The following is a 25217-nucleotide window of genomic DNA, read 5'->3' on the forward strand; positions in this document are numbered from 1 at the left end:
AGACGCAAGCCCCCACTTCAAACAGCTCGCAAGAGCGTTAAGTGGCGGGTAGTTGACGAACGAATTGTTGATTGTAGGCTTGTTGAAACGATTGTGACATCGTTGGAAGAAATCGTTCTCTGTAATCTTCAGGTGTCGAGTCAATCAAGACAAGACCACAAACGTCATGCTCATAGTTCGTTGCATACATTCGCATCGGCACTCCACCAAATGAGTGACCGACTAATATAAAGTTTACAAGTCTGTAGTTACACAAGCATTTCTTTCATCATGACATTCCGTCCTCTCATGTAGTCAGCTTTCAATTCGTTGTCTCTGTAACTGACTGGTTCTGATTGTTAAAGAAGTGCACGTTAAGTTTTCACATACTTAACCATCAATCGATTTCTTTCTTCATTATAACGTTTCGCGTAGTAAATGTAGTCGTATACTAGTCGTCACTTTTATTAGGTGATATGCAAATGAGGGTATTTGAACACGATCACTAGAAAGGAACCATCATAAAAGATAACAAGAAAAAGCGAGAATGGTGCTTGGCTTGGGCACATTCTCGCTTTTATTTTTAGAGGGGGGAAGAAACCGTTCGTTTGGTTTCCGGTCAAAAAGGTTCCTTATTTTACGCGTGGGAAGCCGAATCCAGATGCATGATCGTCACCTGTTGCTGCTCCGTATCCACCTTTAATGTCCACTAATTTTGCGCGGTTTTGTAACTCTGTACGAAGTTGTGTATGACTTAAAGATGGACTTGATGCCCAAATTTTCGCCGCTAAACCAGCTACGTGTGGTGTTGCCATTGACGTACCGCTAATTGTTTTATAGTTTCCATCGAACCAAGTCGACTCAATGCCTGCACCTGGTGCTGATAACTCAACATCACGCTCTTGAATCACGAAGTCACCTGCTGTTGTTGGGTTTCCGCGAGAAGAGAAGTTCGCCACACGGTATGTCCCGTTTTGTTGAACATTTTCTAATGCCGCTACTGCTACTGAGTTTGGTAACGCACCTGGGTAACCGATTGTGTTGTTTCCGTACCCATCGTTACCAGCCGCTGCTACAACAAGAACACCTTTGCTGTATGCGTAGTTAACTGCATTTGTGATTAACGTATCTTTACTAGCGGATCCTAAAGACATGTTAATAATCGTTTTTGTCCCTGTACGTGTCGCTTCGTCTGCTGCATGACGGATTGCTGCGGCGATATCATCTGAGTAACCAGATCCGCTATCAGTTAACACTTTGTATGCCCATAAATCTGCACCAGGTGCTACTCCATAAATACCTGCTCCGTCAGATCCTCCATGCGCTAAAACGGTACCCGCTACGTGCGTTCCATGTCCGTTACGGTCTGTACAAGAGTTATTAACGATTTGTGCACTCGTTTGAGTAAAATCTTTACATTGCTCTGCTTTCCCTTGTAAATCAATATGGTTAATGTTCACACCTGTGTCTAATACCGCAACGTTAATACCGTTACCACCAGATGTACGTTGAACAGTACTATCATTGTAGATTGCTTTAATGCCCCATGGAGCTTGTGCGCTTGGGTAAGTAGCTAATGCTTTAACAGGACCCACTTCGTTTGGTGTGTCTAATTGCACTTCTTGTAGTTGGGTTACTTTTAAGTTTTTGTTTTTCAATAATGCGTTATATTGTTTTTCATTAACGGTTGTTGTGAATCCTTCACCATTGAAGTCCCAGCGTGCACCATGTGCTGCTTTTACTTTTTGCTTTTCTGTGCTTGATCCTTGGATCAATACGCGATACTCTTCTAAGCCTTTTACGTTTTTCGCATCGACTTCTTGTGCGAACGTATTACCTGCAAAAACAGATAACCCTAACGTTAAACTAAGGACAGCTGAACTAATGACTTTTTTCTTTTTCATTTTCTTTCTCCTCTCACTTTCTCATTCTCAACTATGACTGCATGATGAACGATGTGGAATGTCTTTCTCTTAAAACAAGAAGCGCCTCTTTTATAGATTAGTAGTTTTAAGGATAAGCTTGTCCGTCACGTTGTAATCTGATTATAAAAAAGAAGATGGAGAAAATCACCATTCTTATAGTTATATAACAAACGTGTAAAAATATTAAAAGTAGCTTATCAATCTTTACAAAAGGGTTTTGACACAGAATGTTCACAAAATAAAAAATGCAAAGCTATTTATTTTAAATTCAGAATTGTGTGTAAAAAGGTAATATAATTAAAGGAATAATAGATAAAAAGGGTGATAAATAGGTAATTTATTCCTATATTGGGGTGTGTGCTGATTTTAAAGTGTAAAAGATGGAAGATAAAATAGACAGGTTTGTGAACTAAATAAATACCTCGAATAATAAGGGTTTCATGTTGCTAAAGTAGGTAGTTCACAAACTTTCATTAGGTAATAAGTCCTTTAAATTACAATTGTAAAATAATGTATTTATCACTATTGAATTAAATTGATAAGTTGGTATATATTTACTTTTGTGTTCAGGAAAAATGAAAGAAAGGAGAAATGTAAGGTTAAAAGATTAAACAATAGTAAATTAATAGGAGGATTTAAAATGAATGCTAAAAAAACAATAGCAGCATTTGTATTAACTGGTCTTATTCTTAGTCCTTTTCATACTTATGCACAAGAAGGAAATTCAGACGAAGGATTAATAACAGCTGAATTTGAAAAGAAAATTGCAGTAGTCGACGAGTTACTAGCATTAGAGGTTGGATATGAACAAGAAGAACAGGATGCCTTTGTCAACCGTGTTAATCAAATTCATATCGATATTGAAGACTACTTAACTTCAATGGAAACAGATATCTTTTACGAGCTAAATCAGTACAGAGAGCTAAGTGATAAGCTTGGTGAATTAGATATCAAAGCCGATCCGTACCTTAATGGTGGTGAAATGCAAGCCATGGCAACTTCTTGGCGCTATGGAGATATCTTATATTATGGTAGTGGAAGTAATAACGCAATTGGCGAAAAATCATTTACAGGACACACAGCCGTTTTATCTACGACAGACTATTATGTAATTGAAGCGTCAAAGACAGCAAACAATGGTGCAAAAGTACATCACTGGAACCGTAGTAATTTATGGAAGGGTGCTAGTGGTATTAAACAATTAAAAGTGACAACAAAATTAGGAACAAACGCAACAACTACAGAGCGTAAAAAAGCAGTAGATTTTGGTAAAAATCAAGTGGGCGAACCTTACAAATTAAAAACTTCAATCTGGTCTACAGATGCTTGGTATTGTTCAAAATTAACAAATGCGCAGTGGGATCATGCAGGCTATAACCTACAGTCTTCACGAGCATTTTATATTGATGGGCTATTAGCTGTTATTCCAGATGATATTTTAATGGATGCAAATACACGTGTATTAAAAACATGGGGTACAACACTTCCTGGAAAAATTTAATTTCTTAAACATGATGGGAGATTTATGAGAAAAAATAACGTACGATGGATCTTACTAACAATATTAGTCATCGCAAGTGTGAGTATGTTTTTTATCTTTCAAACAAAAAGTACAGAAAGAGTGTCAGTACAAGGGATTGAAAGCTTTTCAGTTGAGGCTCGTGAGCCCGGTACGTATTTACTTTATTATCCTGCAGATGACCGTGTGTCTCAACCACATACGGTTGTAAAAGAAGTGACTAAATCAGGCGAGGTTCTAGGTGAATATGAAATTAAGGACGAGGATTTTAGGAGAATGAGTGTTCACCAAAAACCAACGGATCCGGATATTTTGTATATTTCTTTATTTGGTGAGGCGACCATTGATAACTATTATTATACGTATCATTTAAAAAACCGTACGTTCACAAAGGTGAATGTGGACTATGAGCAGCACGAAGTCGGTGTTGATCACATTATGCACTACGGAAGCGATACATTGTTTCAAACGCTTGTTTCTCACAAAACAGGAGAACAAAATATGAAGGTGGAGACAAATGAGTTTAATGTATCGTTATCGAACTATTCGACACAACAAAGCTTTGAAACAGAATACGGACGTGCTCCGAAGTGGTCACCGCTTTTACAGTTTCAAAACAAAGTCATTTATGGCACAAGCGGACAAGTGAATAAGGATAATGATTATGAAAATGCAGGAATTGGCATTGTAGATGTAGAGAAGCAAACAGTTCAGTATGAGCTTCCAAAAGAAGCGTCTGATTTAACACCGATTTATGCGACGAGTGAGTATGCATACATACTTGGTGATGAAGGTAAGCTGTTTGTCTACAACAAGGACTTTCACTACGAAATATTTGAGCCATTCACTGGTATGACGAGTGATGATTTGTTTTATAGTGAAGACAGTCCTCCGTTGCTGCTAGATGAAAAAAGAGCATTATATCAAGTCCAAAGCGCCACAAAAGGTTCCATTGTTGGGATTTTAACGTTTGATGTAGAGCCGCACTTCAAGACGCTTACCGATTTTGATTCGAATAGCTACTATCGTTTCTTGTATCAAGATGTGCTTCGAAATGAGATATACATCGTGAAAAGGAATGAAAAAGAAGAGAGTGTACTCGTCATTGACAATGAAACACTGAAAGTAAAAGAAGAAATTCCTGTGGAAAATAGCCATTTATTAGATTTTGTAGTAAGTCCAACGTAAGCTAAACGCTTTAAGTAGGAAGAAAGAGTGTGTCCGAGGATAAGTAGTTCAGATGAGAGATAGATAAAATTGAATACACAAGGTAAATGTGATCTTTTTAAACAACAAAATCACATACAAGAAAAACGCAGAGGCTTTAGTATCTTCTGCGTTTTTAACACTTGATGCTAACTGTTCAAATTGTTGTTTTACGACTACATTCATCGATAGTCCTCCTAATAGGTTCCTAAACTGCCCAAGCTAAGCACAAGCAAAAGAAAAATGGCTAGCCCTAATGTTAATACAATAGCACTCACACTTTGAATGCTAGACTTCCAATCACATACACCTGCTACGCTAAAGAGACTCATAAAAAAGACACCCGTTGTTAACAGCAACACAATCAATAGAGGGTGAATAGGCCAGTTAGATTCAATACTTAACGTCGCACTTATAAAGAACAATCCTATACATAAGAAGGACGATAAGAACGAAATTAAAGGGAGCTTGGTCATAAGATAGTCTCCTTTCTCTTCTTTATTTTATCATATTCACCACTTTGTTAAGTGGTCATTTACAAACCCTCCACTTTTTTACGAGGTCATTACAGTCATTCTTTCTGCACACAAAACCTTAACAATCGTCATCAAATCCTTACATTAAAAAGGCAAAAGTTCTTGTACAATGAAAGAGTAGAAGAACTTCTACAAATGAAGAAAAAAGGAGACATTGTGATGGCCGAATTGATTTTGAACGGCAAGGATTTACACACAATTGAACAACTTCATCAATACGTCAAAGACCAGCTGGGTGTTCCAGATTATGATCATACAAATATGGATTCATTATTTAACTGCTTAACTCAACATGTGACGGTACCACTGACGATTAAATGGCTTCATTTTAACGAAAGCTTAAATCGTTTAGGACAGCGAGCGAATTTTACAGCGGGTAGAATGAGAGATGCAGCGAAGTCAGTGGATGGATTAGAGTTTGAAGTAGAGTAAAAAGAGCGATGAGGCGAAACTCATCGTTTTTTTTATGCCCAACATTTTTAGGGAGTCTTGCTGAAGGGATGTTGTGAACCATTAATCGTCAACTTAGATTGGTCGTGTCTATGATGAAGAGGGGCAATTTTTTATTCAGTTTTCTTTCTATAGAAGAAATCAGCATTTACATTTATACTTTCTTTTCACTTTCTTGTTCATTTTGTCATATAGCTGTGTCAAAGTATGGAGAATCTTAACAAATGTCATCCAATCCTTACACTACTTGGAAACAAATTCTTATAAAATAAACGTGTAGTCCACATTTACATAAGAGGAGGAACAGAGATGAACATGAAGCGTACAGTTCAATTTTTGGCGTCAATTGCGATGGTATTTGCGCTCTTATTTGGGGGAACAGGAGCGTTTACGCAACCTCAAAAAGCAGAAGCAGCCATTAGCTATTATGCAACACCAACAGACTTTGCAGGGATTATTGAGTATTTAAAAACATACGGTGAGCTTCCGGCTAACTTCATTACAAAAAGTGAAGCACAAAGCATTGGATGGGTATCAAGTCAATGTAACTTAGCGACAGTCGCACCAGGCTATAGCATCGGTGGCGATGTGTTCCAAAACCGTGAAGGATTACTGCCTGCTAAATCAGGTCGTATCTATTATGAAGCGGACGCGTACTACAAGTCAGGTTGCCGCGGTGCACAGCGAGTAGTGTATTCAAATGATGGACTGTACTATACGACGAATGATCACTACAAAACGTTTCAACGCTGGTATTGATTGATGTAACGAGCGATTGGTAACGAAAAGATGTTGGTTACCAATTACTCGTTACACTAAAGCGAATGTCGCCCCTCTTACAAGGTTTGGCGACATTCGCTTTAGGTATGAAACAGTCAAAAGCAAAGAATAATCAAAAACTGATACAACTGAGACGAAAAGGAGAGATGATGGTGCGCGAATTGATGATTGATGGAAAAGCGATTACGAGTATGGCGGAACTACATGAGTATTTGAAAACAAACTTAGATTTCCCTGATTATTATGGGGAGAATTTAGATGCGCTTTTTGATTGTTTGACAGGACATGTCGCGCTGCCATTAACCATTACATGGATTCATTTTGAGGAAAGTGTACAAGCAATCGGTCAACAAGCGACGTTTGCAGCGGACACGATTCGTGATGCAGCAGCTGAAGTAGAAGGATTAGAATTTAGCGTGCAGTAAAAAAACGATGAGATGAGCTCATCGTTTTTTTGTTACTTGATGTGTAACGTGTAAAAGGTAACGGCAGCTGGCTTTTGGTCTTCCTCTTCTACAGCGTACCATGTCAGTGTATTTCCTTGAACAAGAGGTATCATGTTTCCTGGTGATGGAATGTTTGCTAATTTCGTTGGCTTCGTTAAGAGAGTACCGTTTGCATCTACAGTTGCATAATAAGTCGTTTGTTCATTTGCTTCGCTTTTTTGTTCCTTCCATAACACAACAAATGTATTGTCATTGACTTTACAAAGATGAGTTTCAGCAATTGAAATTTGTTTATCAGGTGTGTGGTTTGTTAACCAAATGACTTTCTGTTTTTTACTTTCATTCTTTGGAACAACACCTAAAAACACATTATGCGTGTCATAGTCAAAGGTTTGTTTCGAATTCCTTGCTAAATCAGAACCAGTGACAAGGTATGTAGAAGGAGAAGTCTGTAGTCCACCTAGATATCCGCCCGTATAGTTGTCACCAATTTCACCTGGAAATGTAATTAACTCTACTTGTCTTTCTATCTCGTGATTCCGTTCCACTTGTAACACAATCGAACGAGGATACGCATCCCCATGATCAGCATAGATGATGTCGTCTCCATCCAATTGAACATATGAGGCAAATGAGTGGCTAACATGGTTATCTGGCCATTCCCCGCCTTTGTGTAGTATAGCCATATTTTTCGTATCGATAAGAAGAGGGATGTTCGATTGGTGATGGAGGCCATCATATTTTGATAAATAGCGTAATCGAGCAGAGTAGATGGCTAATTTTCCATTCTGACTAGCCATTGTGACATTACTAGCAGCAAAAGGTTCAACTACATGCACGTCTTTCACATCAACATGTGCTACTTTTACCCAGTTAGTATTGTATTTTACTACGCGATAAACAGTTTTAGTATTGGATTCTTCCTCGTTACTTTGACCAAACACAATGTAATAGTATCCATCATCTCCCACATGGAACCCGCCAAAAAGAGGTAGTTCCATCTTGATCTTCGTTTCCCCTGTTCGCGCAAAAGAAGAGCTAAGATGTTGAACATGGATGGTGTTATCTAGAGCACTCAGCATGTGTGGTTGTTGTCTGTGTGGATCTGTAAAGAAATAACGGGTAGAAGGCACAAGCCAATTATCGTAATAATAATCAGATGTTGGATTTACACCAACAAAACCTTTGCTAGCTTTAACAGATACGTCTGAATGAATAAAGGTATCTGACGGTGGAGCCTTCAACACACCATTCGCTTTTGCATCATGATAACGTTTAATAAAGGAGACAATCTGCCCTCTCGTTAATGTATTTTCAGCTCCAAATGACTGATGAGTTTTTGGGTAACGCCCATTTTTATCCATGTAGCCTGTTGAAATCCCGTTTTCGTACATCCATTGAATAGCGGAGTGCTCTGATACATTGGTGTTGGCATCAAGTGTAGCTAAAATACGAGCCATTACTCCACGTGAAATCGGTGAATTTGCACGGTTCATATCAGTTAAAGATGCTTGAGTGGGAAGATTGTACGTCTTTGCTAGCTGATACTGAGGAAGTGCCCAGTGTGAATTCTTTGGTGCTGTTAACGTTTCATTTGGGTGAGTGTAGCGAAAAAGAATCGTTAAAAATTGTCCTTCTGTTAAGGTTCCATTCGGCACGATCCAATTGCCCACAACACCTGTTTTGGGGTGTGTTGTATTTAGGTAGCCTTTTAGTAAGTTTTGGTGAATGGCCCACGACATGGATTCAGCCCAATAAGCGTTTGAATCATAATCGTTAAAAGTAGAAGGAGCGTTACTTGGAGCAGTATAGTTAGATTGAATGGCATGCACTTCAGTTGTAGATACAACATTGCTACTTATGGTTAACGAACTAATAAGTGTAGCAGCTAGTATGATGTTTTTTTTATGTGTTTGTCTAGATTGGATGTTCATAAATGACCTCGATTCATTGATAGTTTGTTAGGTACAGCATCTATTAAACTATAACAAATATAAGTCTAAATAACTATATGGATATAGGTAGTAAAGATTTATTTTTTGTAAAATAGTAGTCGATTAAGTGGGTGAATGGAAGTAAAAAGAGTACCTGTAACAGATGGAAGTTCAACATGAATGATGACATCAAAAAATGAGGTCTTGAAACTAGTCAATGTTCAAGGCCTCATTTTAAATAGATAAGATAGATCACTAATACGTTTTCCGCCACTTCGTCAGCATAAAATAGCCAATTAAAAACGCCAATCCACTTACAGAATCTAATATCACGTCCCACATCCGACCGTCACGACCGATAACGAATGCTTGATGAAGTTCGTCAGAGAAAGCGAAAAGAGCGGTGTACACAAATGCTTTGAGATACCTGAATCGATTTTGTTTTACATTGACTAGAAATAACAGCCCAACAAGTCCGAAAAAGGTAATATGTGCAAGTTTGCGTAGCACAAACTCGGCTCCAAATTTATATTCATAAGCGTGATAAAACTCACTATCTGGTGCTAAAATCTCGACAACAGATGAATCATGATCCCAATTGGATTCATTAAACCAACTCGTTGGGTCTGTGACTTTTAAGTGTGGAGTATGGGAGAAGTGAGCAATACTTAATAGAAGAAACACTAGTAAAATACGTTTCATTGTAAATCCTTTCCTATTTAAACCTGTGTTTTATTGTATGAGAAAAGATCGAACATGTAAAGAATTCTCTTCTATCAATAAAACTAGTCATTCAATAACTTTCATATTACCCTTTGCTCGTTGTTGCGTCTTGATTTTATGATGTTATTTTCTCACCCACCAATTCCTTTCGCAAGCAGTAATAGGTAAGCAAATATCAACACAGCCCCATTGAGTAGTCCGGCAATGATTCCTGTTCCCCATTTCTTTGACAAAATCGCAAAAACAATGCCAAAGATAGATAGGATGCTGAATGCGATGATTCCTACGTTTAAATCCGCATTTGGTCCACGAAACGCAAAGAAAAATAAAATGCTGACGATGACTGTTAAAAATGATAAAACGCTGAATTTGTTCATGATTCATTCACCTCATAGGAATCATATCACAGTAACTAGGAGGATGAGACAGTCGTTATGCCCCATCCTCTTTTTATTTTGTACGATGAATGTGTGGATGTATGACAGTATTTATTGGCATTGATATACATAAAGGTGTAACTTATCGTTGACATTGTATGCATTCTGTTATATTCTACCTTTTGTAAATCGTAATCGTTATGATTTTCAATCTATAAACCGAGAGGGATTTGAGATGATTCAAGAAATTGATTTTATTAAGTGTAATCCAACTCAAAACATGACGATTTTAGTGAAGACAGAACACTCGATGAAGGAGCACACACGCATTGCCTCTAAAATGATGGCATATGACAACGTGTATGCGGAACAAGTCGGTTTTATTGAACGTCCTGTTACGCATAAAGCAGCTGCTCATTTGCAGATGGCAGGCGGGGAATTTTGTGGCAATGCATGTATGGCGTTAGCTGCTTTTTTAGCTTCTGAAAAAGGATTACAGCTAGATGACCAAACCGATGTGGTGTTAGAAACATCAGGAACAGACGAACTTGTTACGTGCCACGTAAAGCGCAAACAAGATACGTATCATTGTCAAGTGAGTATGCCGATTCCTGAGCAACTTGAGGAACGTCTCATTCAGTATGAAGGGATGGAATTAGCGATTGTCATTGTGAGGTACAGAGGGTTCATTCATCTTGTCATTGAAGTCGAAACCTTTCATGATGAAGTGAAAAAGCAAGCTGAATCACTCGCCAAACTACTTGGTGTCACACTAGGTGCACAGTTAATCGGTGTATTACTCTATCAAGTGAAATCAAACGAACTGGCACCGCTTATTTATGTTCCAAATGTGGATAGTTTGATTTGGGAACGAGGATGTGGATCAGGAACGGCTTCAATCGGTGCGTATCTTGCGTGGAAAGAGAAACGAAGCGTAGAGGCACATATTCATCAACCAGGTGGAACCATTCGTGTGACGGCTGCTTGTCATGAGGAACAACTAACAAGCCTTACCATTGAAGGATCAGTTGGGATTGTGGCACAAGGAAAAGCGTTTGTGGACGTATAGAAGAAAAGAGGAGTGGAGCAGATGAAAACAGTGATGTCTCTTCAAGAACAAGTCGTAGAGTTTGTCCGAGCATTTGATGAGCTTGCACCAGAACAGGCTCATAAAATGACACAGCTGGCGGAACTTGAGAAGGTGATGGATGATTACGCGACGTTCGTGACGAATCAGGCGTATAAAGAAGAGTGGAACAACGTGATGAAACAACCTTCTGATTCATTCACTCAAGCAATAGAAGAAGCAAGAGCAAAATCAGCGCGTTGTGTCACCATTATGGAAAAGCACCGAGCGATGAAGTTGTTAGAAGGACAAAAGGGAAAAACAGATTACTTTCAAAACATCGAGTCGTGTATTGAAGAAGAATTTGGTCAGTTTGAAGTCACGTCTTCGTCTAAAGTATTATTAGTCGGTTCGGGAGCATTTCCGATGACACCGTTATTAATTGCAAGACGAACAGGAGCGGAAGTGATCGGTATTGATATTGATGACGAAGCGATTGAGCTAGGGCGTCGTGTCGTTCAGGAGCTAGGTGAAGGTTTACCCATTCAGCTTGAAAGGGTCACAGTGGAAGAGCTTCCAACTATTCACGATATGACTCATATCATTTTTAGTTCAACTGTTAATTGTAAATATGACATCTTAGATCAACTACATACGCTTACAAATGACGATGTTGTCGTTGCGATGAGATATGGCAATGAAGTCAAATCACTTTTTAATTATCCAATGCAAGAAGTAGATGAGAAAAAGTGGACTTTAGTTGATAATGTGTGGCGCTCGCATCAAGTGTTTGATATTGCGTTATATAAAAAATCATAGCTTGCTAGTTTAAGAGAGGGAGGGAATGTATGAACAACTTTCAACGTGTATTAGTAGCAGGAACAGGTCCCGCATCCGTACAGCTCGCGGTTCACTTGAAGCAACGCATGAACAGTGAAGTCGGGATGGTCGGACGCTTTTCTGTGCGATCGGAGTCTTTCTTTGAAGCGGTCGTGAAGCACAACCATTTACTTCGCGCACATGTTCAAAACGAGCAACATGAGGCAATGAAGGGAGAATGTTTTGTTGATCAGTTGTTTCAAGGCTACGAAACGGTTCAAGGTAGCTGGGATACATTGATGCTTTCTGTGACCACAGATGCCTACATGGATGTGTTAACGAAACTAGATGTAGAAGTATTGAAACAAGTACGTTGTATCATCTTGATTTCACCAACCTTTGGCTCGAATAGTTTAGTCACTAATTACATGAGAAGTCTCGGCTTACATGTAGAAGTCATTAGTTTTTCGACGTACTACGGAGATACAAGGTGGATAGGAGATAAACCGTCTAACGAAGTAATCACGACGGGAAAGAAAAAGAAGACGTTTATGGGCTCGACACACGGTTTTACGGTTAATGTTCAAGCGCTTTGTCAGTTGTACAGTACGTTAGGCATCCACTTAGAAGTGATGAAATCACCCATGGAAGCTGAAACACGAAACATTTCTCTTTACGTTCATCCACCGCTTTTTATGAATGAATTCTCACTCGATGTCATCTTTAAAAAGATAAAGACGAGAAAGCATGTGTATAAGCTGTACCCAGAAGGACCGATTACCCAACCGCTTATTCGCAATATGCTAGCGCAGTGGAAAGAGATGATGGCGGTTTTAGCGAAGCTCGGCATTGAGGGTGTCAATTTATTAAAATTTATGGTTGATGACAATTACCCGATTCGACCTGAGAGCTTAGCTCGTGAAGACATTGATCAGTTCACGGAATTAGAGGCGATTCATCAAGAATATTCCCTTTATGTTCGTTATGCTTCTTTACTTATTGATCCATTTTCGGAGCCGGATGAAGAGGGAAGGTATTTCGACTTTTCAGCCGTTCCCATTCGTACGATTTTTACGAATCAAGAAGGGAAACTTGATATTCCACGGATGCCAAAAGAGGATTATTACCGGATCAAGATAATTCAAGGAATTGCACGACATGTTGAAGTGGATTGTCCAACGCTTGATTTATTTATTAATACGTACGAGCAAAAACGAATGGAGACAGCTCACACTCATCAAGAAGAAGCGTTGTCAGAGGCGTTTTTCGTTCAAGATTTTGCGTCTGACATTGAGCGTATATGTGAGGAGTTAACAGAACAAGCATAAACATTGTTTTTACGTATGAAAAAATTGAAAAGCGTTATCTTTCTTATTTTCAAGCATAGGTTATACGGAATGAAAACGAAAAGGGGAAAACAAAATGACAATGAAAACACGATTAAAAGGAGCAGCGATTTCATTGATGGCGTGCACGATGCTTATCGCATGTTCGGCAGATTCAAGCAGCTCAACTGAAAAAAAGCAAGATGAACTTGTGTATGCGATGGCAAAAGACATTAATGACATGAACCCGCACTTGTATCCAGGTTCTATGCCTGCTCAAGGGAAAGTGTATGAATCTTTAGTTGAAAACACAGAAGATGGCATTAAGCCATTACTCGCCAAGTCGTGGGATATTTCTGAAGATGGGAAAGTGTACACGTTTCATTTGCGAGACGATGTGACGTTTCACGATGGTGAGCCGTTTAATGCAGAAGCCGTAAAAGCGAACATCGAAGCGGTGCAACGCAACAAAGAAAAGCATTCTTGGATTCAGTTGTCGAATAAAATCGTGAGCGTGAATGTGGTGGATGAGTTTACGGTGGAGCTTGTCTTATCAGAGCCTTACTACCCAACACTTGTTGAGTTATCAATGACAAGACCGTACGTGTTTCTTTCACCAAAGGATTTTAAAAACGGTGAAACAAAAGATGGTGTTAGCGGCTATCACGGGACGGGTCCGTATGCGCTGAAAGAACATAAAGTCGATCAATCCGCAACGTTTGAAGCGAACGAGTCATATTGGGGTGGCGAACCGAAAATTAAAACGATAAAAGCGAAAGTATTACCTGCAGGGGAAACGACGTTTTTAGCACTTCAAAAAGGGGAAGTAAACATGACGTTTACCGATGACCGCGGAGCAGACAGCATGAACACGGATGCGGTTGAACAACTGAAAGCTTCAGGTGATTACCAAGTGGTGCAAAGTAAAGAAATGAACACGAAGATGATTGTTGCAAACAGCAGCAAGAAAGAAAGCCCTGTGAGTGAAAAAGAAGTGCGCGAAGCCATCTGGTATGCGATTGATCGCAAAACGATTAGTGAAGACATTTTAGATGGAAAAGAAACAGTCGCAGAGACGCTGTTTTCTGCGAACGTCAACTATGCAGATTTGAAATTGACTAAGCGTCCATACGATGTGAAAAAAGCAGAAGCATTAGTCGAACAAGCAGGATGGAAAGCAGAAAATGGTCAGGCTGTACGAGAGAAAGACGGAAAGCCACTGGCGATGAAACTCTACTATGATGCCAATTCACCATCCCAAAAAACACAAGCTGAATTTATCCAAAGCTCTGTCAAAGAAATTGGTATGGAACTAGACATTATTGGGGAAGAATCGACCTCCATTGCGAACCGTCGTGCAACGGGTGAGTATGATTTGCTGTTCAATCAAACATGGGGTCTGGCGTATGATCCGCAAAGTACTGTGAACGCATTCCAATCAGAGGCTTCGTACCTACATACAACAAAAGGAATGGCAAAGGCTGAAGAAATGTACCAAAAAATGTCCGAGGTTTTAGTGTCACAAGATGAAGAAACACGAAAAAACCTTTACGCGGATATTTTAACGATGGTCCACGACGAAGCGGTGTTTATTCCGCTCACAAATGGTCATGTTACAGTGGTCGCACCGAAAGAGTTAAAAGGCATTTCATTCAAGCAAACGCAATACGAATTACCGTTTGAACAGATGTATTTTGAATAAGTCAACTTCGTTTGTCACATCCCTTTCCGACATTGTGTATGTACGTCAATGGAACAATCGGCAAGGGATGTTTCTTGTTAAACGTGTGTAGGGATGTGAAAGAAAGGAGTGGAACGGATGGGTGCTTATATTGCAAGGAGATTGTTGCTTGCGATGCCACTGTTACTTGTTATTTCGTTTTTAACCTTTGTTCTGGTGAGTTTTTCGCCATCAGATCCAGCGAAGCTTGTTCTTCAAGCACAAGAAGTACCGGTTATTACGGATGAATTGCTTGAACAAACGAAGGAAGAGCTTGGTTTAAATGATCCATTATTCGTTCGTTACGTCAATTGGCTTGCGGCGTGCTTACAATTAGACTTTGGCGAATCGTATGTAAAAAATGAGTCAGTGTGGTCACTAATTGGCCCTGCGTTTTGGAATACGTTAAAGCTGACGCTCGTTTCTTCTGTCGTCATCATTACATTATCGATTGCGCTTGGTGTGTTATGTGCGCTAAAAGCAGGAAGTTTTCTTGATCAATCGATTCGAGGAGTTTTGTTCTTTTTTACAGCGGTTCCTGCTTATTGGGTAGGGGCGATGATGATTTGGTACGTATCGGTTAAGCTTGATTTACTACCGACAAGTGGCATGGACTCGTATGAAAGCTACATTCTCCCTGTGTTTGTGATTTCAATTAGTTACATTGGTCTGTACTTCCGAAACGTTCGAAGCTCGATGCTTAGTCAACTAAACAAAGATTATGTGTTGTACGGAAGAGCGTCTGGATTACAAGAAAAAACGATTACGAAGCATGTGTTACGAAACTCTCTTCAAGTTGCGATTTCGATCTTTTGTATGGCGATTCCCATCATTTTAGGAGGAACGGTTGTCATTGAAAATGTGTTTGCGTGGCCGGGGTTAGGGAGTTTAAGCGTGGATGCTATTTTAAGTCGTGACTTTCCTGTGATTCAAGCGTACGTGCTACTGATGGCGGTGGCATTTGTTTTCTTTAATACGGTTTCAGACATTTTACAAGCAGCACTTAATCCAAAGATAAGGGTGGGGAAATAAATGACGTTTATGCAACGGTTACGTCAAGATAAAGTAGGGATTGTTTCATTGGGGATCTTACTGATTACCTTCCTACTTGGTATATTTGCTCCGTTCATCGCACCGCATGATCCACTCGCTATCAATATGAAACTTCGGTACGCAGCACCTTCTCTTGAGTATTGGTTTGGCAATGATCATCTCGGTCGGTGTGTATTATCTAGGTTACTATACGGCATTCGACCTAGCGTGTTGTGGGTACTGGTCGCACTTATCTTATCTGTCTTTATCGGAACGGTGCTCGGTTTTATCGCTGGATATTTTAAAGGATGGGTAGATGCGGTCATCATGAGAATGTGCGATGTGATGCTATCGTTTCCTGTTTATGTGATGACGCTTGCGATTGTTGGGGTGTTAGGTGTGGGGTTAGAAAATATCCTTCTTGCATTTGTGTTTATGAAATGGGCGTGGTTTGCTCGTGTAATTCGTACGTCGGTCATGCAGTACACCGAATCCGAGTACGTCACGTTTTCAAAAGCAATCGGAACGCCGTCCCATCGCATTATTCGCACACACCTTTTACCGGTTACCTTATCGGACATTGCGGTAGTGGCAAGTAGCTCGATTGGGTCAATGATTCTACAAATCTCTGGGTTATCGTTTCTTGGATTAGGCATGAAAGCACCAAATCCAGAGTGGGGGATGATGTTGAACGAAGCGAGAACGGTCATGTTTACAAAACCTGAGCTGATGTTAGCGCCTGGGATTGCAATTGTGATTGTCGTATCTGCTTGTAACTTCTTAGCGGATTCCCTTCAAGTCGCCTTAAATCCAGCGCTAACAAAAGCAACGAATGTCCCCGCGCTAAAAAAGATGCGTCCAACTGTCAAATTCCGTGAAAAAGAGGTGGCGAAGTAACGTGAATGTTATTGAAGTGAATGAGTTATCCGTATGGGATGAAAAGACCGGACAAACGCTTGTACATCATAGCTCGTTTCAAGTGAAGGCAGGGAGTTGTCTTGCGATTGTCGGAGAAAGTGGAAGTGGAAAGTCGGTCACGTGCCGAGCCATCATGAAGTTGAATCCGTCTTCCCTGCGTCAATCGGGTGACATTTATTTTAAAGGTGAAAATCTCTCGTCCTTGCCGGAAAAAGAGATGCGAAAAAAGCGCGGTCGACAAATGGGGATGATTGTTCAAAACGGAATGAGCGCATTCAATCCTTCTTGTGTTGTTGGCGTGCATTTGCATGAAACGTTATCGGAGCATGTTCATTGGAGTAAGCAAGAGCGCAATGAAGCGTTATGTGAAGCAATGGAGCGCGTGATGTTAAAAGATCCAATGACGATTATGAATACCTATCCTCATCAGCTGTCAGGTGGGATGCTGCAGCGGATCATGATTGCGTTAGCGCTTGTCTTAAAACCGGATCTTGTTATTGCCGATGAACCAACGACAGCACTTGATACGGTGTCACAGTTTGAGGTGGTCGAACAATTCAGAGAGCTGCGTGAACAAGTCGGATGTGCCATTTTATTCGTCTCACACGATTTAGGCGTCGTCAAAAAGATTGCCGATGACGTGGTGGTGATGAAAGATGGCCATATTGTTGAGCAAGGCCCCACACAAGCGGTGTTTTCAAATCCAACGCATGACTATACAAACTATTTAGTGTCCACTCGACTTGCATTAAGTAATCATTTTAACAAGGTGATGGGGAGAGCATGATGGGATTAAGAGTAGAAAATGTGGAAAAAGCATATGAAACCGGAAGTTGGCTCAGAAAGAAGAAACAGCAAGTTGTGAAAAATGTGAGCTTTACGTGTGAGATGGGCGAGTGTCTTGGTATTATTGGCGAAAGTGGAAGTGGGAAATCGACGCTTGGACGCATGTTGATTGGGGTCGAAAAGCCAGACCGCGGACAGGTGCTTTTACATGGGGAGAACGTGAGCAATCGTCATGTTCGACTAGGCAATATGAGCGTCGTCTTTCAAGATTATCGTTCATCGATTCATCCGTTTTTAACGGTTGAAGAAGCAATTATGGAGCCTTTGCGACTAATGAATCAACACGATAAAGCGAAAGTCGATTCATTGCTTACACAAGTCGGGCTACCGCTTTCGTATAAACGAAAGTATCCACATGAGCTATCGGGTGGAGAAGTACAACGTGTTTGCATTGCACGAGCGATTGCGACAGAACCGTCATGCATTTTATTTGATGAAGCGATTAGTTCGTTAGATGTATCGATTCAAGTGCAAATTCTCGACTTACTAAAAGAACTAAAAAGTCGTTACAAGATGAGCTATGTGTTTATTACGCATGACCTGCAAGCGGCTGCGTATATTTGTGACCGGTTGCTGATCTTTAAAGACGGACAAGTGGAAGAAACGATTGCTGTTGAGGAATTAAGCAACGTGCAGTCTGACTATGCCAAAAAGCTACTTCATACATTAATTACCTTTTAATTGAACAGGAGGAGAGCCAGTGTTAACAGGAGCGTTATCGTTACCGTTTTTACGCTTATATGTGTTGGTGCTTCTCTATTTTAGTGCGAACGCTATTTTAAATGTGATCATTCCGCTACAAGGAGAAGCGCTAGGTGCAACAAATACAACAATTGGAATCATCATGGGGGCGTATTTGTTTACGACGATGTTTTTCCGTCCCTTTGCTGGTCAGCTGATTCAAAAGCATGGCCCGATTAAAGTGCTTCGAACGATTTTAATCGTAAATGGTGTGGCATTAGTTCTTTATCCATTTACAGGATTAGGAGGGTACTTTGTCGCGCGCATGCTTCAAGGGGTGTCGACCGCTTTTTTCTCGATGGCCTTGCAAATTGGAATCATTGATGCGTTACCTGAAGAAGACCGTTCACAAGGAATTTCGCTGTATTCCTTGTTTTCCTACATACCAGGAATTCTCGGTCCATTACTTGCGTTAAGCATGTGGCAAGGCGGCATGGATTCCTTTACGTATGCGATGATCGGAATTGCGTTGGTGACAGGGCTTGTTGGGTATAGTGCGAAAATGGAACCTAAGCAAGAAGAAGCCAAACCGAATGCCACTCCACCGAAGATGTCGGCTTCATTTGGTGAGCTGGTACGCAATCCTTTCTTATTTAAATGCAGCATCCTCATGCTCGTCTCATCCGTGATATTTGGAGCAGTGACGACGTTTATTCCCCTGTATGCCAGTGAAGTGCCAGGTGGAAATGCGGGGGTATACTTAATGATCCAAGCTGCCACGGTTGTAGGTGCACGTTTCACTTTACGTAAGCACATTCCATCGGACGGGAAGTGGCACCGTTCTTTTATGATGGGAACGATGTTTCTTCTCGCCCTCGCCGCTCAATGTGTGAGTTTCTCTGTGACAGGGGGCGTGCTGTTCTTTTATGCAGGAGCGGTACTGATGGGTATTGCGCAAGCATTAATCTATCCAACACTCACGACTTATTTAAGTTTCGTGCTACCAAAAGCAAATCGCAATGTATTGCTCGGGCTGTTTATTGCGACCGCTGATTTAGGTGTTTCCCTCGGTGGTGTCATGATGGGCCCACTTGCCGATTTCTTTTCATACTCCTTTATGTACATGATTTGCGCTGGACTAGGGGCTGTCATGGTGTTGTTTGCGTATGACCGAAGAAAGATGTTTATTGGATAAGTAGAAGTGAATGCATAAGTAAATAAGAAGTAACAAGTAGAAGTCACCACGCACCGGACAAGCTGTGCATGGTGGCTTTTTTTGTGTGGGAGTATTTGGAATATCTGTGGTAAAATAAAGAGTCGTCTAGAACGTGTTCATAGATTGATAGACAAGGCGACGAATAGGGAGAGGTGAATGTCAGATGAAAAAAAGGCTCTTTTTGTTGTTGATTGGTACGATCCTCTTTTTAACGTCCTTCCCACTAGCTGCGAAAATGGTCGTGGAAGTTGTTCATGATCAACAGATGAGAGGGAATTATACCGTTACCAATATAAACGAAGGTTTTCCCCCTACAGATTCAACGTTTCAATTTGAAAACCATGTAATTGAGATCGAGGAAACGCTAACAGAAGAGGAACAGTATCAAGATCCTTGGAGTAATACAATTGGCATCGGAGATTTAGCGGTCAAACTAAATGGACAGGAAATCGATAACTTAAAAGGATATCCAATCAGAGTAGCGGAAGAAGGGCTCAATCGCTATCATGGGGACGTCGGTTATTTCATGATAAAAGAGAAGAAAAGTGAGAAAACCCAATTGATGGTCGTGTTAAAGAAAACAAAAGAATTACCAAAAGAGAAGCCAAACGGCGATATCGTTGGCATGGCACCATCAGAAACATTAACGTACGCGCTTTATACAATAGAGGAAGACGGTCAGGTGAAACGTGAACAGTTTAACATCTCTGAACGTAACGCGTTGCAAACAGAACTACTCAATTCAGGCACGATGGCTCATCATCGCCTTGGCTATTACACAGATGCATGGGAAAGGTACCCTTCACTAGTCTTTCCGTTTATCTTCCCGTTTGGCATGCTGGTGCTAGGGATGATCTTCCTTGTTGTCTATTTCCGTATCAGAAAAGCCACGAAATCCACCGAATAAAATAGAGTGGAAGTAACAAGTAAAAGCCGCCACGCATCGGATAAGTTGTGCATGGTGGTTTTTTGTATGTTCATATACAGTGAGATTCAGCATTGCAGAAAAGAACTTTATGAACGGTAAACAATACATCTTTGAATCTTCTTACAAAGATCCACCTAACGAATTAGACATAACATTCTTTCCGTTATGTCTAATTCGTTAGATCAATTTATCTATTTTTGTTAACCTTTTCCTTCGTTGTTCGTTATAAAGGTGGGAGGTCTGAGATGAATGATTCCATATTGGGGAAAAAGCTGAATGAACGTTTAGCATTTGTGTATGCGTATTTAATGAAAATGGGCGCGTCAAAAGAAGATGCAGAAGACGTGATTCAAGAGACAGCGTATAAGTTTTTGAGATACATGGATTCAATCAAAACGACAAACATTCAAAGTTGGTTGTTTAAAGTGGCGATTAATCAGTATTACGATATGACGCGAAAGCAGACGAGACGTAAGAATGTATGGTTAACGTTTAACCTTGAAGAGTTGCTGGAGGAGAACACACCGGAAAAGCAGTTGTTACAAAGTGAGTTAGGGAAAAGCATTCAAGTGGTTCTTCAGAAACTGACGCCGAAAAGTCGTGAACTCTTACTCTTGAAATATAGTACGGGTCTAAAGATTACAGAAATTGCACAGCTTTATGACATGAAAGAAGCGTCCATTAAAACGAGTTTGTACCGAGCACGACAACAATTCATAGAAGAATATGGGAGGAATGAATATGAGCAACGACCATGAGTTTTTACCAAAAGACACCGATTTTGAACAGCTCGTTAAGAAAGCGAGACGTCGTTCACTCATCAAAATGATTGTCATTTCGTTGATTGTGAGTGTCGTTGTGGTGTTTGGGCTTTATTATGTTGGAAATTTTGTGATGCTGAAGAAGATGGAGAAAGAAACAAGGATGGATTCAGCGTGGAATATGATTCGAGGCGCGAATGTAGAAGAACAAGGCACATCGTATAACTACTCGGCTCTTTCCGCGACAACGAAAACGAAAATCATCAAGCACGTCAATGGCGTTCCGCTTCCGTGGGGAGAACGTGAAAAAGTATTTACCGTTTTCGGTACGTCACGACTCGTCACAACTGATGGACCGAGCGGAACCGGTAGCGTTGATGCGGAGCGCATTCCGATGTATTTTGAAGGCGAGCGAGTGATTGAATTTTATCATCCAAAGGTTACGTACAAAAAGGTGTTTGACGATCGCGAATTGTTGAAGAATGTGGATGAGAACGACGTTGTCGAGATGGCGTTTTCATTTGACAAAGCGTATAAAATAGAAGAAGTCGAAAAGGTGTTCAAAAACGACCTCGCATGGTTTTGGGTCGATACTTTTACCGAGGAACGAATCAAGGAAGAAAATGAGTTAAACGGAGATGACATGTTTCCTCATAACTCCACCACAATTGGTGACAGGGCTTACGGCTTTCGTTATTTGAATAGTGATGCAAAGGCGTCTAGTCAGTCGTTTATCTCGATGCTAGACATGCTGAAAGAAGACGGTGGGAATTATCAAGAACAAGCAGATGAACTCTACAATACGTTAACGAACGGTAGTGGCAAGAAGCTTGAAGAGAACGATGTCGCCATCATCGGCGTCGTCGTGACTGGAAAACCTGAAGATTTACAAGCATACAACGACGTCCCGATGATTCGTGGTGCAGCGCTTGGGGCGACGACGAGTGAGTATTAAAAGGAATTATTTTATACCTAACTCCCTACCGTTTACATTAGAATATAGAATAAGATGGAAATCTATAGGGGGTTATAAGGGATGTTGATTTTATTTTTAGTCATTATTCCGCTTTTAGGCGTTTTGTGGTTTTGGAATCTAGTTGGCTTGTTGAAGAATTTGCATCAAGGAAAAGATACGCATAATCAAACGATGATTGGAGCACTTTTGACGTTTCTTTTTCTGATTGTGTTGATGTATGGATTGGTTGGGACGCATTAGAGAAGGTAGGTAGCGAAATGGATTTCAGTCGTTCTCTACGATTGAACACATGTGATTAATCAATAGACAAAGCTTCTGCAGTAGCGGGGGCTTTTTGTGTGCTTTCGTTCTAGTAAAAGTTGCAACATGTTATTATATGAATAGTTCGGATGTCTTATCGGCTGAAACACTTATATCCCAGCCTCATAATGTGTAGATAAAAATGTGTAAAAAGAGAAGAAAGCTCCAAAGCCGTTTAATTGGCCTTGGAGCTTGTTGTTTCTTCACTGAAAGATGACAACTCAATACACTTTATCACCATTAAAAATCGAGTTTTTCACAATGACGTAGTCCACATGACGGATTGCATCTAATGTCGTTCCACCTGCGTATGAAATCGATGATTGAAGATCTTGTTCCATTTCTGTTAATGTGTCTTGCAAAAGTCCTTTATGTTCCACGTACATTTTCTTACCTTCGACGTTCTTCTTTTCACCTTTTTGGAATTCAGAAGCAGAACCAAAGTATTCTTTCACAAGTTTGCCTTCGATCTCCATTGTTTCCCCTGGTGACTCTTCATGTCCAGCAAATAGGGAACCAACCATCACCATTGATGCACCGAAGCGGATTGATTTTGCGATGTCACCGTGTGTGCGGATTCCACCATCTGCAATAATCGGTTTCGTTGCGGCTTTTGCACACCAGCGAAGAGCTGCTAGCTGCCAGCCTCCTGTTCCGAAGCCTGTTTTGATTTTTGTGATACAAACTTTACCAGGACCAATCCCCACTTTTGTCGCATCAGCACCTGCATTTTCAAGCTCACGTACTGCTTCAGGCGTCCCGACATTCCCTGCGATGACAAAGCTCTCTGGTAAGTGTGTTTTAATATGTTGAATCATACGGATGACAGCATTGGAATGACCATGTGCAATGTCAATTGTGATAAATTCAGGCGTAATTCCTGCTTGTGCAAGCTCTTCAATAAATGGGTATTCGTCTTCTTTTACCCCGACACTAATCGATGCGTAAAGACCACGTTCTTGCATATTTTTCACAAATGCTAAGCGTTTTTCAGGCTCGAAGCGGTGCATAATGTAAAAATAATTGTTTTCAGCAAGGTAAAGTGCAATCTTTTCATCAATAATTGTCTGCATGTTTGCAGGTACAACTGGAAGTTTAAATTGACGACCACCTAGTGTGATTGTTGTGTCACACTCAGAACGGCTGTTCACGACACATTTATTAGGAATTAACTGAATATCTTCATAATCAAATACATTTTCCATGCTATACACCCCTAAAGAAATAATTTTAATTGTGATGTTCGTAAAAACCTCAAAGCAGCAAAACATCCTACTTCACAATGAGCAGAATCAACCCACCCAATGATCGTTCGGTGTTTTCGGCTCCGGGTTGAAACGACTAGGTTTTGTATCTAGCCATATACGAATGATGTTTCCTCATTCACTTCAGCACAAATTTGATTTTAAACGAACTTTATAATTTTGTAAACACTTTATTGTTCGTGTTTTAAGAAAAAATGATTGAAAAGATAACGTCATCATGAGAAGAAGTGTTTTTTATCACGGATGAAAAAAATGGAAAGGAATACGAGATACTCCCGTTTTTCTCTTATCTTGATGCAGAAATAATCGAAGTGTAAACCTCAATATTCACGGCGTTTTGTGTAAATTACAAGCGCTTTTTCGCTTTTTGTGGTATAAACAAGAAGGAGAAACGATAAGGTCTTCGGTCACGATGGTAGGACTATCGGTTGATTTTGTCGTTATGAGTCGAAATGTGCCGATTATCACGGTATAATTCAACATGAATACATGGACTGATACATAGATAAGGGAGGATTTACAGTGGGGATTTTGATTGCCATTTTATTTGGTGCAGCGATTATACTGCTTCTTTTGTCATTTTCTCAAACAAAAAAAGCAACATCAAAAATAGAAGAACAACTCGAACAAGTGACGTTGTCTGTTGGAAAAGAAGTGAATGAGCTTCAAGATCGCATTCGGGCGATTGAAATTGACGAAGCGATTACCGCTCAACAAACAGGTGCGTTAGCGGTCAATTCTCCAGAGCGTCAAGTGCTTCGCAATATGATTGACATGCAGACACGCGGGTATTCAATGGAAACGATTGCTGCACGCGTCAAAGAGTTTACACCAGAAGAAGTGGAACAAATTTTAGCGCCATATACGAAAGAGCGCAATGAAAGGGGCTCGATGGCACGATGACACCAAATTCGATGCGTAGCTTCGCATTCGGTCTGTTCGTCGCAGCCACAGCGATGAGTGCTGTCTATTTTTTGAGTCCATCATCTGAAGCGACAACGACGAAAGAAGCAACCGAACCAGAAGGGAAGACTTTATCTGAAGAAGAGATGAAAGTGCAGCTAGAGGACAAAGGCTTTGTGATTCAAACAAAAGACGAATGGAACAAGCAATTAGCCGAAGCGAAAGCAGAAACACCAGCGAAAGACGAACAAAAGCCTGAAGAAGAAAAAGAAGTCGTCTATCGCACCCTCATTAACGTAACGAACGGGATGACAGCCGTTGATGTCGGACGTGTACTCCAACAAGCGAAAATCGTTGACAGTGGCTTTAAATTCTACAAATACGTTGAAAGCCGAGGCGTTCAAAATAACTTGCGCCCAGGCACATACGAAGTCGAAAGCGGCATGACAACAGACGAAATCATCGCGGTGATTTTTAAAAAGTAGATGAATCAAAAAGAAGGATCTCTTAGGGAGGTGCTTCTTTTTTGTATTCATCTTAAATCGGCAAGGATACCCCTACTTCAATCGTGTGAAGGGCGTAGCCC

General features: G+C 40.5%; 27 protein-coding genes and 1 pseudogene. 20 read left to right on the forward strand and 8 right to left on the reverse strand.

Annotated elements, in window-relative coordinates; genetic code table 11:
* Nucleotides 1–58: 58 nt before the first annotated feature.
* Both DIS06_RS18880 and DIS06_RS18885 read right to left on the reverse strand, forming a co-directional pair.
* Nucleotides 59–232 (reverse strand): annotated as a pseudogene (locus tag DIS06_RS18880) (alpha/beta fold hydrolase); the annotation flags it as partial.
* Between the two features lie 379 nt (nucleotides 233–611).
* Complete coding sequence (locus DIS06_RS18885) at nucleotides 612–1883, reverse strand: S8 family peptidase (protein WP_110114791.1); 1272 nt, start codon at nucleotides 1881–1883, stop codon at nucleotides 612–614.
* Nucleotides 1884–2544: 661 nt separating this feature from the next.
* On the opposite strand from DIS06_RS18885, the gene DIS06_RS18890 reads away from it, so the two are divergent.
* The gene (locus tag DIS06_RS18890) at nucleotides 2545–3405 is read left to right on the forward strand and encodes a YiiX/YebB-like N1pC/P60 family cysteine hydrolase (protein ID WP_110114792.1); all 861 of its coding nucleotides are present in this window, start codon (nucleotides 2545–2547) and stop codon (nucleotides 3403–3405) included.
* A gap of 24 nt (nucleotides 3406–3429) precedes the next feature.
* On the forward strand, nucleotides 3430–4611 hold the full coding sequence (locus DIS06_RS18895) for a hypothetical protein (RefSeq protein WP_110114793.1): 1182 nt from the start codon (nucleotides 3430–3432) through the stop codon (nucleotides 4609–4611).
* A gap of 48 nt (nucleotides 4612–4659) precedes the next feature.
* Here the strand turns inward: DIS06_RS18895 and DIS06_RS20265 are convergent, their stop codons facing one another.
* Complete coding sequence (locus DIS06_RS20265) at nucleotides 4660–4815, reverse strand: hypothetical protein (protein WP_162596033.1); 156 nt, start codon at nucleotides 4813–4815, stop codon at nucleotides 4660–4662.
* Nucleotides 4816–4826: 11 nt separating this feature from the next.
* A complete protein-coding gene (locus DIS06_RS18900; RefSeq protein WP_110114794.1) occupies nucleotides 4827–5105 on the reverse strand; it encodes a hypothetical protein in 279 nt (92 codons plus the stop codon).
* Between the two features lie 219 nt (nucleotides 5106–5324).
* Here DIS06_RS18900 and DIS06_RS18905 point away from each other — a divergent pair, with 219 nt between their 5' ends.
* From DIS06_RS18905 to DIS06_RS18915, 3 genes are all read left to right on the forward strand, one after another.
* Complete coding sequence (locus DIS06_RS18905) at nucleotides 5325–5597, forward strand: barstar family protein (RefSeq protein ID WP_162596034.1); 273 nt, start codon at nucleotides 5325–5327, stop codon at nucleotides 5595–5597.
* Between the two features lie 327 nt (nucleotides 5598–5924).
* Nucleotides 5925–6374, forward strand: a complete 450-nt coding sequence (locus tag DIS06_RS18910) for a ribonuclease domain-containing protein (protein WP_481746891.1) — start codon at nucleotides 5925–5927, stop codon at nucleotides 6372–6374.
* A gap of 173 nt (nucleotides 6375–6547) precedes the next feature.
* Complete coding sequence (locus DIS06_RS18915) at nucleotides 6548–6820, forward strand: barstar family protein (RefSeq protein WP_481746892.1); 273 nt, start codon at nucleotides 6548–6550, stop codon at nucleotides 6818–6820.
* Between the two features lie 32 nt (nucleotides 6821–6852).
* On the opposite strand, the gene DIS06_RS18920 is transcribed toward DIS06_RS18915, so the two are convergent.
* The 3 genes from DIS06_RS18920 to DIS06_RS18930 form a co-directional block, all read right to left on the reverse strand.
* Nucleotides 6853–8775, reverse strand: a complete 1923-nt coding sequence (locus DIS06_RS18920; RefSeq protein WP_110114797.1) for an S-layer homology domain-containing protein — start codon at nucleotides 8773–8775, stop codon at nucleotides 6853–6855.
* Nucleotides 8776–9030: 255 nt separating this feature from the next.
* Complete coding sequence (locus DIS06_RS18925) at nucleotides 9031–9477, reverse strand: VanZ family protein (protein ID WP_110114798.1); 447 nt, start codon at nucleotides 9475–9477, stop codon at nucleotides 9031–9033.
* A gap of 152 nt (nucleotides 9478–9629) precedes the next feature.
* Nucleotides 9630–9875, reverse strand: coding sequence for a hypothetical protein (locus DIS06_RS18930; RefSeq protein WP_110114799.1), 246 nt, complete (start codon nucleotides 9873–9875; stop codon nucleotides 9630–9632).
* A gap of 235 nt (nucleotides 9876–10110) precedes the next feature.
* On the opposite strand from DIS06_RS18930, the gene DIS06_RS18935 reads away from it, so the two are divergent.
* From DIS06_RS18935 to DIS06_RS18995, 13 genes are all read left to right on the forward strand, one after another.
* On the forward strand, nucleotides 10111–10944 hold the full coding sequence (locus DIS06_RS18935) for a histidine racemase CntK family protein (RefSeq protein ID WP_110114800.1): 834 nt from the start codon (nucleotides 10111–10113) through the stop codon (nucleotides 10942–10944).
* Nucleotides 10945–10965: 21 nt separating this feature from the next.
* A complete protein-coding gene (locus DIS06_RS18940) occupies nucleotides 10966–11760 on the forward strand; it encodes a class I SAM-dependent methyltransferase (protein ID WP_110114801.1) in 795 nt (264 codons plus the stop codon).
* 29 nt (nucleotides 11761–11789) lie between these two features.
* The gene (locus DIS06_RS18945) at nucleotides 11790–13088 is read left to right on the forward strand and encodes an opine metallophore biosynthesis dehydrogenase (RefSeq protein WP_110114802.1); all 1299 of its coding nucleotides are present in this window, start codon (nucleotides 11790–11792) and stop codon (nucleotides 13086–13088) included.
* 94 nt (nucleotides 13089–13182) lie between these two features.
* Nucleotides 13183–14787 carry a staphylopine-dependent metal ABC transporter substrate-binding lipoprotein gene (gene cntA, locus DIS06_RS18950; protein ID WP_481746893.1) on the forward strand — a complete coding sequence of 535 codons (1605 nt, stop codon included), beginning with the start codon at nucleotides 13183–13185 and terminating at the stop codon, nucleotides 14785–14787.
* 117 nt (nucleotides 14788–14904) lie between these two features.
* Nucleotides 14905–15837 carry a nickel/cobalt ABC transporter permease gene (gene opp1B / locus DIS06_RS18955; RefSeq protein WP_110114803.1) on the forward strand — a complete coding sequence of 311 codons (933 nt, stop codon included), beginning with the start codon at nucleotides 14905–14907 and terminating at the stop codon, nucleotides 15835–15837.
* Entirely contained in the window at nucleotides 15838–16734 is an 897-nt protein-coding gene (gene cntC / locus DIS06_RS18960) for a staphylopine uptake ABC transporter permease subunit CntC (protein WP_110114804.1), read from the forward strand.
* A 1-nt stretch (nucleotide 16735) separates the two neighbouring features.
* A complete protein-coding gene (gene cntD, locus DIS06_RS18965; RefSeq protein WP_110114805.1) occupies nucleotides 16736–17542 on the forward strand; it encodes a staphylopine uptake ABC transporter ATP-binding protein CntD in 807 nt (268 codons plus the stop codon).
* Nucleotides 17542–18282 carry an ABC transporter ATP-binding protein gene (locus DIS06_RS18970; protein WP_110114806.1) on the forward strand — a complete coding sequence of 247 codons (741 nt, stop codon included), beginning with the start codon at nucleotides 17542–17544 and terminating at the stop codon, nucleotides 18280–18282. Before cntD ends, DIS06_RS18970 begins: the two co-directional genes overlap by 1 nt.
* Nucleotides 18283–18301: 19 nt before the next feature.
* Nucleotides 18302–19477 (forward strand): staphylopine family metallophore export MFS transporter CntE, encoded by a 1176-nt coding sequence (gene cntE / locus DIS06_RS18975; protein WP_110114807.1) that lies wholly within the window; start codon nucleotides 18302–18304, stop codon nucleotides 19475–19477.
* A 184-nt stretch (nucleotides 19478–19661) separates the two neighbouring features.
* Nucleotides 19662–20405, forward strand: a complete 744-nt coding sequence (locus DIS06_RS18980) for a hypothetical protein (protein WP_110114808.1) — start codon at nucleotides 19662–19664, stop codon at nucleotides 20403–20405.
* Between the two features lie 266 nt (nucleotides 20406–20671).
* On the forward strand, nucleotides 20672–21184 hold the full coding sequence (locus DIS06_RS18985; protein ID WP_110114809.1) for an RNA polymerase sigma factor: 513 nt from the start codon (nucleotides 20672–20674) through the stop codon (nucleotides 21182–21184).
* A complete protein-coding gene (locus tag DIS06_RS18990) occupies nucleotides 21168–22142 on the forward strand; it encodes an anti sigma factor C-terminal domain-containing protein (RefSeq protein WP_162596035.1) in 975 nt (324 codons plus the stop codon). Before DIS06_RS18985 ends, DIS06_RS18990 begins: the two co-directional genes overlap by 17 nt.
* Nucleotides 22143–22223: 81 nt before the next feature.
* Entirely contained in the window at nucleotides 22224–22403 is a 180-nt protein-coding gene (locus DIS06_RS18995; protein WP_110114811.1) for a hypothetical protein, read from the forward strand.
* 281 nt (nucleotides 22404–22684) lie between these two features.
* Here the strand turns inward: DIS06_RS18995 and guaC are convergent, their stop codons facing one another.
* Nucleotides 22685–23668, reverse strand: coding sequence for a GMP reductase (gene guaC / locus DIS06_RS19000; RefSeq protein WP_110114812.1), 984 nt, complete (start codon nucleotides 23666–23668; stop codon nucleotides 22685–22687).
* 582 nt (nucleotides 23669–24250) lie between these two features.
* Here guaC and DIS06_RS19005 point away from each other — a divergent pair.
* Nucleotides 24251–24631: a hypothetical protein gene (locus DIS06_RS19005; protein ID WP_110114813.1), complete on the forward strand. Its 381-nt coding sequence runs from the start codon at nucleotides 24251–24253 to the stop codon at nucleotides 24629–24631.
* Nucleotides 24628–25116, forward strand: coding sequence for an endolytic transglycosylase MltG (locus tag DIS06_RS19010; protein WP_110114814.1), 489 nt, complete (start codon nucleotides 24628–24630; stop codon nucleotides 25114–25116). The genes DIS06_RS19005 and DIS06_RS19010 overlap by 4 nt, the downstream gene beginning before the upstream one ends.
* Nucleotides 25117–25217: the final 101 nt, after the last annotated feature.

Origin of the sequence: Bacillus sp. CGMCC 1.16541 (assembly GCF_003184905.1) — a bacterium.
GTDB lineage: Bacteria > Bacillota > Bacilli > Bacillales > Bacillaceae_H > Priestia.